12 protein-coding genes are annotated in these 13,959 nt (G+C 57.1%); 9 read left to right on the forward strand and 3 right to left on the reverse strand.

Going from position 1 to position 13,959, the window contains the following annotated elements:
• Positions 1-172 precede the first annotated feature (172 nt).
• The 3 genes from metG to AC2FLZ_RS13330 all read left to right on the forward strand — a co-directional run bounded on the left by metG (position 173) and on the right by AC2FLZ_RS13330 (position 6,439).
• Positions 173-1,891 carry a methionine--tRNA ligase gene (gene metG / locus AC2FLZ_RS13320; RefSeq protein WP_496882263.1) on the forward strand — a complete coding sequence of 573 codons (1,719 nt, stop codon included), beginning with the start codon at positions 173-175 and terminating at the stop codon, positions 1,889-1,891.
• Between the two features lie 249 nt (positions 1,892-2,140).
• A complete protein-coding gene (locus tag AC2FLZ_RS13325; protein ID WP_480516752.1) occupies positions 2,141-3,298 on the forward strand; it encodes an efflux RND transporter periplasmic adaptor subunit in 1,158 nt (385 codons plus the stop codon).
• A 3-nt stretch (positions 3,299-3,301) separates the two neighbouring features.
• Entirely contained in the window at positions 3,302-6,439 is a 3,138-nt protein-coding gene (locus tag AC2FLZ_RS13330; RefSeq protein ID WP_480553306.1) for an efflux RND transporter permease subunit, read from the forward strand.
• Positions 6,440-6,480: 41 nt separating this feature from the next.
• Here the strand turns inward: AC2FLZ_RS13330 and AC2FLZ_RS13335 are convergent, their stop codons facing one another.
• Both AC2FLZ_RS13335 and glpD read right to left on the reverse strand, forming a co-directional pair.
• Entirely contained in the window at positions 6,481-7,026 is a 546-nt protein-coding gene (locus AC2FLZ_RS13335) for a DUF2087 domain-containing protein (RefSeq protein ID WP_496882264.1), read from the reverse strand.
• A gap of 195 nt (positions 7,027-7,221) precedes the next feature.
• Positions 7,222-8,808 (reverse strand): glycerol-3-phosphate dehydrogenase, encoded by a 1,587-nt coding sequence (gene glpD / locus AC2FLZ_RS13340; RefSeq protein WP_496882265.1) that lies wholly within the window; start codon positions 8,806-8,808, stop codon positions 7,222-7,224.
• Positions 8,809-8,989: 181 nt separating this feature from the next.
• Between glpD and AC2FLZ_RS13345 the strand changes: the two genes are divergently transcribed.
• The 6 genes from AC2FLZ_RS13345 (at position 8,990) to AC2FLZ_RS13370 (ending at position 13,721) form a co-directional block, all read left to right on the forward strand.
• Positions 8,990-9,751, forward strand: coding sequence for a DeoR/GlpR family DNA-binding transcription regulator (locus AC2FLZ_RS13345; RefSeq protein WP_480493353.1), 762 nt, complete (start codon positions 8,990-8,992; stop codon positions 9,749-9,751).
• Positions 9,752-9,858: 107 nt separating this feature from the next.
• A complete protein-coding gene (locus AC2FLZ_RS13350) occupies positions 9,859-10,014 on the forward strand; it encodes a DUF5993 family protein (RefSeq protein WP_480493354.1) in 156 nt (51 codons plus the stop codon).
• Between the two features lie 10 nt (positions 10,015-10,024).
• Positions 10,025-10,594: a disulfide bond formation protein B gene (locus AC2FLZ_RS13355; RefSeq protein WP_480516744.1), complete on the forward strand. Its 570-nt coding sequence runs from the start codon at positions 10,025-10,027 to the stop codon at positions 10,592-10,594.
• A gap of 35 nt (positions 10,595-10,629) precedes the next feature.
• Entirely contained in the window at positions 10,630-10,992 is a 363-nt protein-coding gene (locus AC2FLZ_RS13360; protein ID WP_480493356.1) for a DUF3302 domain-containing protein, read from the forward strand.
• A 21-nt stretch (positions 10,993-11,013) separates the two neighbouring features.
• Entirely contained in the window at positions 11,014-12,159 is a 1,146-nt protein-coding gene (locus AC2FLZ_RS13365; protein WP_480493357.1) for an HlyD family secretion protein, read from the forward strand.
• A gap of 11 nt (positions 12,160-12,170) precedes the next feature.
• Positions 12,171-13,721 (forward strand): efflux transporter outer membrane subunit, encoded by a 1,551-nt coding sequence (locus AC2FLZ_RS13370; RefSeq protein ID WP_480472349.1) that lies wholly within the window; start codon positions 12,171-12,173, stop codon positions 13,719-13,721.
• Positions 13,722-13,724: 3 nt separating this feature from the next.
• Here the strand turns inward: AC2FLZ_RS13370 and AC2FLZ_RS13375 are convergent.
• A partial coding sequence (locus tag AC2FLZ_RS13375) for a phosphatidylglycerol lysyltransferase domain-containing protein (protein WP_496882266.1) occupies positions 13,725-13,959 on the reverse strand: 235 nt, incomplete at its 5' end.

The following is a 13,959-nucleotide window of genomic DNA, read 5'->3' on the forward strand; positions in this document are numbered from 1 at the left end:
TGCGAATTGGCTGACTACAATCTGACCGGTTTACAACGGCCATCGGCGGCTTGGTCGTCCCATCAGGGGCGCGTCACAAATCAGAGTTATTCCAGTCATCTACGAAACCGGGCTTTTGCTGAGCGGTGACATAGGTTAGACGAACGCGCAGTTAGATATGCGGAAACGGAATATGGCTCGGATTCTCATCACCTCGGCAATCCCATACATCAATGGGATCAAGCACCTCGGCAACCTGATCGGCTCGCAACTGCCTGCCGATTTGTATGCACGCTATCAGCGTGGCCGGGGGAACGAGGTCATGTTCCTGTGTGCCACCGACGAACACGGCACCCCGGCCGAACTGGCCGCTGCTAAAGCTGGAAAGCCTGTGGCCGAGTATTGCGCGGACATGTACGAAATTCAGGCCGACATCGCCAAGCGTTTTGGGATGAGCTTTGATCACTTTGGCCGTTCATCCAGCGAGCAGAACAAAAAGCTGACCCAACATTTCGCCGGGAAACTGGATGAGGCCGGGTTGATCCGTGAAGTCACGGAAAAGCAAATCTATTCCAACGCGGATGGTCGTTTTCTTCCCGACCGCTATATCGAGGGCACCTGCCCCAATTGCGGGTATGAGAACGCACGTGGCGACCAGTGTGAAAACTGCACCAAGCAGTTGGATCCAACCGACCTGATTGAACCGCGCTCGGCCATTTCGGGCTCGACCGATCTGGAAGTGTGTGAGACCAAGCACCTCTATCTGCGCCAATCGGCAATGAAGGATCAGTTGGATGCCTGGATTGACAGCAAAACCGACTGGCCGATCCTGACCACATCCATTGCCAAGAAGTGGCTGCATGATGGCGACGGGTTGCAAGACCGGGGGATCACCCGCGATCTGGACTGGGGTGTTCCGGTCAAGAAAGGCGATCAGGACTGGCCCGGTATGGAAGGCAAGGTCTTCTATGTCTGGTTCGACGCGCCGATTGAATACATCGCCTGTGCCAAGGAATGGGCGGATTCCACTGGGAAACCCGATTCCGAGTGGGAACGCTGGTGGCGCACCGACAAGGGCGCGAACGATGTGCGCTATGTCCAGTTCATGGGCAAGGACAACGTGCCGTTTCACACGCTTTCTTTCCCCGCCACCATTCTCGGGTCGGGCGAGCCGTGGAAAATGGTCGACCACCTGAAATCCTTCAACTATCTAAACTACGACGGCGGCCAGTTCTCGACCTCGCAGGGTCGTGGCGTTTTCATGGATCAGGCGCTCGAGATTCTTCCAGCTGACTACTGGCGGTGGTGGCTGCTGAGCCATGCACCGGAAAGCAGCGACAGCGAGTTCACGTGGGAGAACTTCCAACAATCCGTGAACAAGGATCTGGCCGATGTTCTGGGCAACTTCGTCAGCCGCATCACTAAGTTCTGCCGCTCGAAATTCGGTGAGGTGGTGCCCGAAGGCGGTGAGTTTGGCGAGCGTGAGAACGCTCTGATCGATGAACTTACCAAACGTGTCCGCGCCTATGAGGCGCATATGGAAGCAATGGACGTCCGCAAATCGGCTCAGGAGCTGCGGGCCATCTGGGTGGCTGGCAATGAATTCCTGCAAGCTGCGGCGCCGTGGTCAACCTTCAAGGAAGACCCCGAACAAGCCGCTGCACAGGTGCGTCTGGGTCTGAACCTGATCCGGTTCTATGCCGTGCTCAGCGCGCCGTTCATCCCTGATGCTGCGGCCAAGATGCTAAGCGCCATGAACACGCTTGATACCAGCTGGCCGGAAGACGTAGCCGCAGCGTTGAACGCGCTACCCGCGGGTCACGACTTTACCGTGCCAGACGTTCTGTTCGCCAAGATCACAGACGAACAGCGCGAAGAATGGCAGGCAAAATTCGCCGGTAAACGCGGCTGACCACCCAGATATTCGGAAGCTCAAACGGGGGCCGTTGGCCCCTGTTTTCGTTCGGCACCTCGGAACGGGCCGACACCTAAACCAGCTTAGTTGCTGAAATTTTTGGCGTCATCGCGAACCACCTCGGGATTCATCGCGCTTGAGAAATCGTGGTAAACAAGCCATCCTGCAAACAAGTTTTGTCGACTCGCGCGATTGTGACCGCCGGGATGGACACCAATTGTTTCTGAAATGCACGAGGCTTTCGCCATGTCCCAAGTTTTCCCTTTTCCAACTCAGGCCCGCAATCCAATTGCCACCGCATTATTGCTGATATCCCTGGGACTGGCCCAACCTGCAACTGCACAGGACGAAGGAGCGGCACCGAAAGTTACGATTGCGGCCGCCTACACCGAAGAAATCACCGACGAGGCTTCCTTCATAGGGCGCGCTCAGGCGATCAATAAGGTCGACATCGTCGCCCGCGTGAACGGTTTTCTCAACAGCCGAAATGTCGAGGATGGGGCAACGGTCAAAGAAGGCGACCTGTTGTTCACCATCGAACCGGACCTTTACGAAGCGACATTGGAGGCCCGAAAAGCTGATCTGAACCGGGCCGAGGCAAATCTTGAGTTGGCCAAGGTTGACCTGGCGCGTAAGGAAGAGCTTTACAAGCGCGACGCGACACCTGAATCCGAACGTGACATCGCGCGGGCAAACGAACTGGTCGCCGAGGCTCAGGTCAAGGCCGCAAATGCAGCGATCCAGCAGGCCGAACTGGACCTCAGCTATACACAGATCCACGCGCCTTTTGATGGGCGTATCGGCAGCATCACCACCAGTGTCGGCGATGTGGTAGGCCCGACCAACCCCCCGCTGGTGAACATTGTCAGCGAGACGCCGATCTATGTGAATTTCTCGCTCAACGAAAAAATCTTCACTTCGGTTCTTCAGACCGTTGGCGCAAATTCCGCCTCTCTTGCTGACAGCCCGCAAAGCCCCAATGTGCATATCACGCTGCCAAATGGAACCAAGTTGGATGAAACGGGCAGGATCGTATTCGTTGACAATCGTATCGACCCGTTGACCGGTGCGATCACAATGCGCGCCCAGTTCGAAAATGCCGACCGTTTGATCCTGGATGGTGCATTCGTGAACGTGCAGATTGAAGCGCTGCAACCAACCCTGCAAGTTCTGGTGCCGCAAGCTGCACTGCAACGCGACCAGCGTGGTGACTTTGTTCTTGTAGTAAACGACAAACAGATGGTGGAGCAGCGATACATCACCACAGGCAATACGGAAGGTACTGCCATCATCGTTACGGAAGGCTTGCGTGAGGGCGAAAGCGTGATTGTCGAGGGCCTGCAACGGGTCCGCCCCGGCGTGGCCGTTGACGCGGTCGTCGCTTCTGAACAGCCGGGAGAATAAACGATGTTCTCAGCCCTGTTCATTAGCCGGCCAAAGCTGGCGTTTGTCATCTCGCTGGTACTGACCATCATGGGTGGCATCGGCTATCTGGTGCTGCCGGTCGCGCAGTTCCCTGACATTACCCCGCCCGTCGTCAACGTATCCACCAAATATACCGGCGCAAATGCGGAAACAGTGGAAAACACTGTTGCCGCACCGATCGAGGCGCAGGTCAACGGTGTGGACGACATGATCTACATGACGTCCAGATCGTCTGACAACGGCTCGTATTCATTGGACGTAACCTTCGAAGTTGGCACCGACCCCGATATCGCCTCGGTCAACGTGCAGAACCGGGTGGCACAGGCAATGTCGTCGTTGCCCGCCGAAGTGACATCTTCGGGCGTTGTTACACAAAAATCGTCGACCAACATGCTGATGCTGGTCACGCTGACCTCGCCCAACGGCACCTATGACAGCGTGTTTCTTTCCAACTATGCCTCGATCAACCTGCGCGATGCGCTGGCGCGTGTGCAGGGCGTGGGTAAGGCTGATGTTCTGACCAACCTTGAATATGCCATGCGGGTCTGGATGGACCCGGACAAGATGGCAGCCCTGTCCATCACACCAGGCGATGTGATCAACGCGATCCGCGAACAGAATATCGAAGTGTCCGCAGGCTCGATTGGTGCACCGCCTGTTCCAGAAGGCCAGACCTTTCAATACACGATCAAGTCCAAAGGGCGACTGACGTCAGCCGAAGAATTTGGCAACATCGTGATCCGTACCGGAGACGCCGGCGCAATTGTCCGCGTAAGGGATATCGCCCGGGTTGAGCTTGGTGCACAGTTTTACTCGGCGTCCGGTTATTTTCAGTCCGTGCCCGCCACCGTGATCGGTATCTATCAGGCCCCCGGCGCAAACGCCCTGGCCGTTTCAGAGCGCGTGCAGGCGGAACTGGAGCGGCTGTCCCGCGCATTCCCGACGGATGTGGAGTATGATGTCCCCTTTAACACGACAGACTTTGTCGAAGCTTCTTTGAATGACGTCGTATCGACACTGATCCTGACCTTTACCCTCGTGATCTCGGTCGTTTTTGTGTTCCTGGGAAGTTGGCGCGCGACGATCATTCCGGCGGTTGCCATCCCGGTCTCACTGATCGGCACGTTTGCTTTCTTGCTGGCCTTCGGCATGTCGTTGAACACGATCTCGCTGTTTGCGCTGGTTTTGGCCATCGGCATCGTGGTCGATGACGCCATTGTCGTGGTCGAAAACGTCGAGCGCATCATCGCTGATGAGGGGCTGCCCCCAGCCGAAGCCACCCGTAAGGCTATGGGGCAGATCACCGGCCCCGTCATCGCGACCACACTGGTTCTGTTGGCGGTGTTCGTACCGGTGACCTTCATGCCGGGTATCTCAGGGCGGCTGTACTCTCAGTTCGCTGTTACGATCTCGACCGCTGTTGTAATCTCATCCATCAACGCGCTGACACTGTCGCCCGCTCTGTGTGGGCTGGTCCTTAAGGCCCGCTCGGGGCCACCCAAGGGGCTGCTTGCGCTGTTCGAAAATCTCATTGGTGGCGTTCGCAATGGCTATGTCGCCATTGTTCGCAAACTGCTTGTCTTTCCGGCTATCGCGCTGGCCATCGTGGTTGGGCTCGGCCTGGGAACAGGGGCAATCATGTCGAACACGTCAGCTGGGTTTATCCCGCTGGAAGACAATGGTTATCTCTTTGTTGACGTGCAACTGCCTGACGCCGCGACGCTGGAACGGACCGAGGCCGTGACAAAGCGCCTTGATGACCAGATACGCGAGATCCCGGGTGTGTCCAGCACCGTTCTGATCAATGGCTTCTCATTGCTGAACGGCACAATCACCAACGGCGCTGCGATCTTCGTGAACCTCGACAACTGGAGCGAACGGCAGGAGGAAGACCTGAGCGCCGAAGCCATTTTGGCTAAGGTGCTGGCCATCGCGAATAATGAGACCGCAGCCTCGACCGTTGCCTTCAACCCGCCACCAATTCAGGGTCTCGGCATGTCGGCCGGGGTCGAGATGGAGGTGCAGCAAACCGGCGGCGGTTCACCGCAGGATTTGGCATCGGCTGTGGGATCGTTTGTCTATTCGGCCAACCAGCGACCCGAGATCGGACAGGCCTATACCACATTCCGTGCCAATGTTCCGCAGCTGTTCGTGGATCTGGACCGTGAGAAAGCCAAGACGCTGGACGTCTCGGTGGCTGAGATTTTCCAGACCATGCAGGCCCAGCTGGGGTCATATTATGTCAACGACTTCAACCTGTTTGGTCGCGTCTATCGCGTAATGATCCAGGCGGAAGGCAGCTATCGCGATAATGTCGATGACATTGCCAGCCTCTATGTGCGTTCACAGAAGGGCGACATGGTGCCACTGGGTACCCTGATTGACGTGGAAAACGTATTGGGGCCGGTTCTGCTGAAACGGCATAACCTGTTTCGGTCGGCAACTGTGACAGCAGTACCGGCACCGGGCCTGTCCAGCGGCGATGCGATCACTGCGATGACAGAGGTTTCTGCTTCGGCCCTGCCGCCGGGATACTCGTTCGAATGGACGGGGACGGCACAACAACAGTTGGCGTCCGGCAGCCTGGTGATCATCATTCTGGGGCTGGCCATCCTATTCGGTTACCTGTTTCTTGTGGGACAGTATGAAAGCTGGACTATGCCGGTCTCGATCCTGCTGTCAGTGGTCGTGGCCCTGTTCGGGGCGGTGGCCGCGGTTGCCATCGTTGGCAGTGACATAAACCTCTATACGCAGATCGGTATGATCATGCTGGTGGGCCTGGCTTCGAAGAACGGCATTCTGATCGTTGAGTTCGCAATGGAACAACGCGCCAAGGGTCTATCGATCAAGGAAGCAGCCGTCGAGGCCGCTCATCAGCGTTTCCGCGCTGTCATGATGACCGCCCTGTCTTTCCTGCTGGGGGTCGTACCGCTGCTGGCTGCCAATGGTGCGGGCGCGGCCAGCCAAAAAGCCATCGGTGTCGCCGTGTTCGGTGGCATGTTGGCCGCGACGCTGGTTGGCGTAATCGTGGTGCCTGTCCTCTACGCCCTGATGCAAAGCATGCGCGAATGGCTGAAAGGCAGCAAAAACGATCCCGGCCCGTCAAAAGAAGCGGCCTGATCCAATCAAAGCCCCGCACATCAGCGGGGCTTTTTCTGGCGTTAGTCTGATCTTCCCCGCCGCCGTTCAGAGATTTCGCGGATCACCACCTTTGCCTCTGGTGTCGGTGCCTGCTCGACCCGGCGATAATCCGATCCATCCCGGTTCCGTGTCAGCAGCCCACAGGAGATCATGGTCCGGCGCAGGGTTGCAGGGTCATCAAAACAGTGTTCGGCATTGAGGAACGCGTTGACGTTACCCTCTTGCAGCACCGCAGCAGCCGGTACCGCAGACCAGAGCCCCCACAAGGACAAAGTCTGCACAGATCTTTTTGACGGCCATTGCCGAAGCCTGCCCTGCTCATCGAACAGGTGCAATGTACGCTCAACCGTACGCATGTCAGCAGCCAGTTGTTTCGGGCGGGCCTCAATCCGCCTGGCAGCGGCACTGGTGGCGCGCATATGTTGCACGTTCTGAAACCCGGCGGAACGGGCGACCATATTCATCAGGGTCAGGTGCGACGGGCTGGAGTCGCCAAGTTGTTGGGACAAGGTGCGCACGAATCCGGTCAGATCATCGGCGTGCAACGGTACAGGAGTTTTGCTCATCACAAATCCATATCGGGCGTTTTTCGCGATCGTTGGTCGCTGACTTGACGAAACAACGCCCGGATGGTTGCGATAGTTTCAAATTCACTGGCAGGTTTAGCACTCTGGGTAAGAGCAGCGACGCCTCGGTGTCTGCCGACCGTAACCAACGGCTAGCACAACACGGATCACCCGCCAAGAGGATAGAAAGATGGATCAGGCCGTGCTGCTGATCCGCCGTTCAGCCATCCAACCGTCGATCCGCGCGATCTGCTCGGCACTCATTCGCAGGCCCAGCTTGTTGCGCCGCCAGACGACATCTTCGGCGGTTCTGGCATATTCCTTGTCGATCAGCCACGCGACTTCCCGCGCGGTCAGTGTTGCGCCAAAATCCTCGCCCAGATCAGACAACTGCTGCGCATCCCCAAGGACATCTGCTGCTTCAGTTCCATAGGCCCTGATTAGGCGTGTAGCCCAGGCGGCACCCAGAAACGGATACGCGGCCAAAAGCTGATCAGTCAGGGCTTCAACAGCGTCAACCGGAAAGTCACCGCCCGGCAGCGCAACACCGGCGGTCCAGGGGCCCGGCATATTCGGAAAGAATTCACCAATCTTCTCCAGAGCACTTTCCGCGAGCCGTCGATAGGTGGTGATCTTGCCGCCAAACACGTTCAATACAGGCGCCCCACCCTGCGCATCGACTTTCAGCGTGTAGTCCCGCGTTGCAGCGGTGGCACTGCTGGCACCGTCGTCATAAAGCGGCCGCACACCGGAATAGGTCCACACAACATCTTCGCGGGTCACAGTGCGCTTGAAATACTTCGATGCGAAAGTGCACAGATACTCCTGCTCGGCCTCAGTACAGACGGGTTTCGTGTCAGGGTCCGGGTGATCCTGATCCGTTGTGCCGATCAGGGTAAAATCCTGCTCGTAAGGAATGGAGAAAATGATGCGGCCGTCTTCGCCCTGAAAAAAATAGCACTTGTCGTGGTCATACAGCCGGGGTGTCACAATATGGCTGCCCCGAACAAGCCGAACACCCTCGCGTGAGTTCACACGGATCTTGGACTGGATGATGTCCCCGACCCAAGGGCCACCTGCATTGATCAGCATTCTGGCCCGGACAAGACGGGTTTCGCCGCCGTCGCGATCGCGAATGAATACCTGCCAAAGGTCGTCCACCCGCTCGGCGGAAATCACTTCGGTTCGCACCATGATCTGCGCACCGCGCGCCTCGGCGTCGCGGGCATTCAGGACCACCAACCGCGAATCTTCGACCCAGCAGTCGGAATATTCATAAGCCGTTTCGAATTTGTCCTGTAGTGGGGCCCCTTCCGGAGCCGATCGCAGGTTCAGCGACGTGGTGCCCGGCAGAATTTTGCGACCACCCAGATTGTCATACATGAACAAACCCAACCGGATCAGCCAGGCCGGACGCCGCCCGCGCATCCACGGCATGACCGTGCTGAGCAGCCGTGAGGTCGGCGTTTCCGAGTCAAACCGCATGTCCTTATGGTATGGCAGCACGAAGCGCATCGGCCAGCTGATATGCGGCATCGCGCGCAACAGGGTTTCACGCTCGATCAGGGCCTCACGGACCAGACGGATTTCGAAATATTCCAGATAGCGCAACCCGCCATGAAACAATTTGGTCGAGGCTGATGACGTCGCTGAAGCCAGATCATTCATCTCTGCCAAAGCAACTGACAGCCCGCGGCCAGCAGCATCCCGTGCGATGCCGCAACCATTGATCCCGCCACCGATGATAAAAAGGTCCGTTATCTGAACGTCCGCTGACTGCATGCCAATGATTCCTTGTCAGGATGGATGATAGGCATTTGCCAGAACATCCTTCGTATGGTCAATGTTTATGTTCGAATTTTTTCGTTTTACAACACTGATCTGAAATTTTCGCATGCCGTTCTTGCAAAACCGGCCAGAAAGAACAAAAACGAAAAGAAACACTTCAAGTCTGGAAACACCCATGTCCCTGTCTTTCCGCCAATCTGACATTCTGGACATTGCCGGGGCCGAAGGCCGCGTCACCGTTGACGGGTTGGCCGAAAGATTTGGTGTCACGGTCCAGACGATCCGGCGCGACCTGACCGAGCTGGCCGAGGCAGGTAAACTGGATCGGGTGCATGGCGGCGCGGTTCTGCGCTCGGGCGTTTCCAACATCGGATATGAAGACCGCCGCGCCCTGAATTCCGACGCCAAAACCCGTATTGCACAGGCTTGCGCCACCGATATCCCCGACGGTGCGTCGATCTTCATGAACATCGGGACCTCAACCGAGGCCGTGGCGCGGCAATTGCTGCACCACAAGAACCTGATGGTTGTGACGAACAACATGAATGTCGCAAACATTCTGATTGAGAACCCGGATTGTGAGGTCGTCATGGCTGGAGGCGTCCTGCGGCGCACAGACGGCGGGTTGATCGGGACCCTGACTGTTTCGACCATTCGGCAATTCAAATTTGATCTTGCCGTGATCGGCTGTTCAGCTTTGGACACTGACGGAGATCTTCTGGACTTCGACTTTCAGGAGGTACAAGTCAGCCAGACCATCATTGCGCAGGCACGCCGAACTTTTCTGGTTGCCGACCATTCAAAGTTTCACCGCTCGGCCCCGGCGCGCATCACTTCCTTGGCTGAAATAGACGCGATCTACACTGATGCGCCGTTACCTGGCGATCTGCACCTGCGCAGTCAGGAATGGCAAACGGACATCGTACTGTGTAACTAGCGGACATTAAGAATAGTCTCAAAATTACCACGTCGCTTGCCAGATGCCACCCGGCCTGACACTATCGTCTGCATAAAGATATGTGCACGGGAGGGGAGCACCGGGCCATGATTGCGCTTTTATTTGCACTACTTACCGCCACGATGGGGCTCAACTATTTCAACATGACGAAGGCAGGCAATGCGCTGTTCTTTGTTACAATTGCCCTGAGTGTCTACTGGTTGAAATTCCACGCCACCAGTCAGCTGACAATTCAGCTTTGAGGGCCTCGTCATGACACCTGAACTGTCACGAACATTTAACGCGATCGGAATGTTGGCCGTCTGTCTCGTTCTGGCGCTGGCGTTTTTTTATCAACTTTTCCTTTACGAACTGCCTTGCCCGCTTTGCCTGTTGCAGCGTGTCGGCTTTGTTGCTGTCGGCGTCGGGCTGGGCTTGAACCTGCTGTATGGCGCGCGACCGCAGCACTATGCCATCATGCTGATTGCAGCTTTGTATGGCGGCAGTGTTTCGATCCGGCAAATCCTGTTGCACATTGTGCCGGGAACCGGCCACTATGGATCGCCCGTTCTTGGGCTGCATTATTACACTTGGGCGGGCATCGCCTTTTTCCTAGTCCTGCTGGGTACGTCGTTCATGCTGCTGTTTGATCGCCAATATGTCTCGGGCGCGACCAGCGAGGTACGATTTGGGGGAAACAAGCTGGCAAAAACCGCCTTCTTTGTCATGCTGGCACTGGCCGTGCTGAACGCCGGTTCAACTCTGCTGGAATGCGGACCGGGCATTTGTGATGACCCGCCCACCGACTACAAGTTGATTGACGAACTGAAAGCGAATGACTGAGGATACCCTAACCTTCCCCTGATGGAGGCACACGCATGGGACTACTGGGCCAGCCGCTGGGCTATTATGACTATCTGACATTGGCCGCGCTGATCCTGCTGCTTGCAGCAGTTATGGCGCTGTTCCTTTTCATTATGGGCCTTCCGGGGCGGATCGCGATCAAACGCAATCATCCCCACGCCGAAGCTGTAAAGATCATGGGATGGATGGGGTTCTTGGCTGTCGTGCCCTGGGTACACGCCTTCATGTGGGCTTTTCACGATGGCGTCACGGTCGATATTCGCCGCGGCCCGGACGAGGAAAAAGATGCCATTCGCGATGAAATCAAACGCTTGGGCGGCAAGGTCAAACCCGAATACCAGAATCGTCTGGACACAGACGACACACAACCCAGTTAAGACCGAAGGACCCTAATACCTATGTTCGTCGCCCTCGGCATCACTCTGTTCTACATCATTTTCGTCTGGCTCATTTTCTTCAAGCTGGAATGGCTGAAGTTTAACATTGCCTGGGGCATTGTTTCGTTCTGGGTGGGCGCACATCTGCTGCTGATCTTCCTTGTGGCGTTGCGCTTCTTTCAGCCGTTTTCGGCAGACAGCCACGTGGTGCGTTCGACCATACAGATCATCCCAAAGCTGACACAGCCGACGATCCTGTCCGAGGTTCTTGTTGAACCGAACACACCGGTCACAAAGGGCGATCCGCTTTATCGGTTCGACGATACGGTGTTTTCGCTGGCGGTCGATAATGCACAGGCCCAGTTGGTGGCGGCAGCGCAGAATGCCAAAATCCTTGAACAGGATGTTATCGCGTCGACCGAAGCTGTCGAACGGGCCAATGCACAACTGGCTTATGCGCAAACCCAACAGGCGCGGTATGAGAACCTTGTTCCCGCCGGAGGTGCCCGTCAGGACGACCTCGACCGTTGGAACGAACAGGTGACGGAAGATCAGGCCGCCGTTAAACAGGCCGAGGCGAACCTGGCCAAGGCTCAGCTGGCGCTGGAATCGCAGATTGACGGCGTGAACACCGGCATCCTTCAGGCGCAGGCGCAATTGGCCGAAGCCGAATATTTTCTGGAAAACACAACAATCTATGCGCCTGAAAATGGCATGATCGTCTCACAGCAGGCTCGCCCCGGATTGGTAGTCGGTGACGTCCGATTGGGTGCGATTGCCAGCTTTGTGACTGATGAAAGCCCTTATATCCTTGCCACGTTCCGCCAGCAGAACCTGAAATTTGTCGAGCCGGGGCAAGAGGTCGAAGTTGCACTTGATCTTTATCCCGGTGAAATCCTGACGGGCAAGGTCGAAGCGATCTGGTGGGCCACCCGGCAGGGGCAACTCATCCCGTCGGGCCGCCTGCCCGGTTTCGAGCTGCCCAAACTGCCCGGTCGGATTGCGGTCCAGATCACCGTCGATGTTCCGGAAGACCACATTTTCCCAGCAGGTGGTCATGCCGCAGTGGCGATCTATACAGGCCAAGGCAAAAGTTTTGAGTTTCTGAGGCGTATCAACATCCGTCTCTATTCCTTCGCCAACTTCATCCGACCTCTGGATATCTGAGGATGCGCGCCATGACACTCCGCAGGTTGTTGGGAACCGCCATTTGTGCCGCCACTCTCGCGGCCTGCACACCCGTTGGGCCGGATTTCGTGCGCCCCAACTCACCGGTCGTGAAACAGTGGATTGAGGTCAACAACCCCAGCGCCGGTCAAAGCGGGCTGACGTCGCGCAGTGCGCCTGTCGTGAAATGGTGGCAAACATTCAATGATCCTACCCTCAACAAACTGATTGCCGAGGCCTACGCCCAGAACCTGACACTTCAGGTCGCTGGCGCGCGGGTTTTGCAGGCCCGTGCACAACTGGGTATCGCCTTTGGCGAGCTTTACCCGCAGTCGCAGGCCATTGGCGGCTCGCTTGAACGGCGCCAGATCAGCGACAATCTGGGGCCGATTTCGGATGTCAATCGCGTCATCCCGCTGGATACCGAATTCTCGACCTCGCAAGTCGGCTTCGATGCCCAGTGGGAGTTGGACGTCTGGGGCGCGCAGCGGCGCGGCGTTCAGGCCGCGCGATCCAATCTGGCCCTGCAAGTGGCGAATTACGACGACGCGTTGGTGACGCTGACCGGGGATGTCGCCGCGCTTTACGTCAATATCCGGGCGTTGCAAGAGACGCTGGCAATTGCGCGTGAGAACATCAAATTGCAGCAGGATTCGGCAGACCTGACTCAGCTGCGGTTTAACAATGGCGTCACCACGGAACTGGACGTGCAGGAATCCACCGCCCTGCTGAACAACACTAAGGCGCTGGTACCCGAACTGGAAAGCGACTTGCAACAGACCAAGAACGCGCTTGCGGTGTTGTTGGGCACGACACCTTCACGCATGACCGGTCTGTTGGGCAATTCCGGCCACATTCCATCGGCCCGAGCAAATGTGGCAGTGGGCGTTCCCGCTGAATTGCTACGCCGCCGCCCGGATGTGCGCGCGGCTGAACTGGCGGCAGCCACGCAATCGGCACAAGTGGGCATCGCGATGGCGGACCTGTATCCCCAATTCATCCTGTCTGGCGCGATCGGGCTGCAGGCATCCGGCGGGCGCGATCTGTTCAGCGGTGGCAGCACAACCGGTCTGGCCAGTGCCGGTGTGGTCTGGAATGTGCTGAACTATGGCCGCATCAAGAACAATGTTCGCGCGCAGGACGCCGCTTATCAGGCGCTGATTGCGAATTATCAGAACACTGTGCTGACCGCTTATTCCGAAGTTGAAAGTGCCATGGTCGCTTATGCGCAGGCACGTAAGCAGGTCGGGTTCTATCAACAAAGTGTCGAGGCCTCACGCAAAGCTGCCGAAATCGCCGTCAGCCAGTATACAGACGGCATTGCCGATTATTCGCGCGTGCTGAACACCCAGACCGCGCTATTGCGGTCGCAGGCCAATCTGATCGAGGCACGGCAGCAGGTATCCAGCAATCTGGTGGCGGTTTACAAGGGCCTGGGCGGCGGATGGCAGATCCGGCAAAACCAGGAATTCCTGCCCGAAACCGTTCTGGCCGAGATGGCCTATCGCACGGACTGGGGCGATCTGCTGCAGAAAACCCCAACCCGCGCAAGCCTGAATTAAGTGCTACTTGGTTAACCCGCGCAATCCGCCCGAGATCAGGATATTGACCTCATACAGAATGCGGGGCGCGGCCAGCCCGCCGGGGCTGGCCAGATAATTCGGGCTCCATTCCGGATCGAACTTCTGCTTGAACGCGCGCAGGCCTTCAAAATGGTAGAATTGCTCGCCATGTTCGTAAACGAACCCACCGATGCGGTTCCAAAGCGAAGCAAGCTGACGGTTTTCGATCCCTGAAAAC

It is taken from the genome of Ruegeria sp. YKSF131, from assembly GCF_059612645.1.

Coding starts and splice junctions, on each gene's coding strand:
- AC2FLZ_RS13345 (WP_480493353.1), top strand. CDS start 8,990: ATGTCCCTGTCTTTCCGCCAATCTGACATTCTGGACATTGCCGGGGCC.
- AC2FLZ_RS13330 (WP_480553306.1), top strand. CDS start 3,302: ATGTTCTCAGCCCTGTTCATTAGCCGGCCAAAGCTGGCGTTTGTCATC.
- metG (WP_496882263.1), top strand. CDS start 173: ATGGCTCGGATTCTCATCACCTCGGCAATCCCATACATCAATGGGATC.
- AC2FLZ_RS13335 (WP_496882264.1), bottom strand. CDS start 7,026: ATGAGCAAAACTCCTGTACCGTTGCACGCCGATGATCTGACCGGATTC.
- AC2FLZ_RS13365 (WP_480493357.1), top strand. CDS start 11,014: ATGTTCGTCGCCCTCGGCATCACTCTGTTCTACATCATTTTCGTCTGG.
- AC2FLZ_RS13360 (WP_480493356.1), top strand. CDS start 10,630: ATGGGACTACTGGGCCAGCCGCTGGGCTATTATGACTATCTGACATTG.
- AC2FLZ_RS13325 (WP_480516752.1), top strand. CDS start 2,141: ATGTCCCAAGTTTTCCCTTTTCCAACTCAGGCCCGCAATCCAATTGCC.
- AC2FLZ_RS13350 (WP_480493354.1), top strand. CDS start 9,859: ATGATTGCGCTTTTATTTGCACTACTTACCGCCACGATGGGGCTCAAC.
- AC2FLZ_RS13355 (WP_480516744.1), top strand. CDS start 10,025: ATGACACCTGAACTGTCACGAACATTTAACGCGATCGGAATGTTGGCC.
- AC2FLZ_RS13370 (WP_480472349.1), top strand. CDS start 12,171: ATGACACTCCGCAGGTTGTTGGGAACCGCCATTTGTGCCGCCACTCTC.
- glpD (WP_496882265.1), bottom strand. CDS start 8,808: ATGCAGTCAGCGGACGTTCAGATAACGGACCTTTTTATCATCGGTGGC.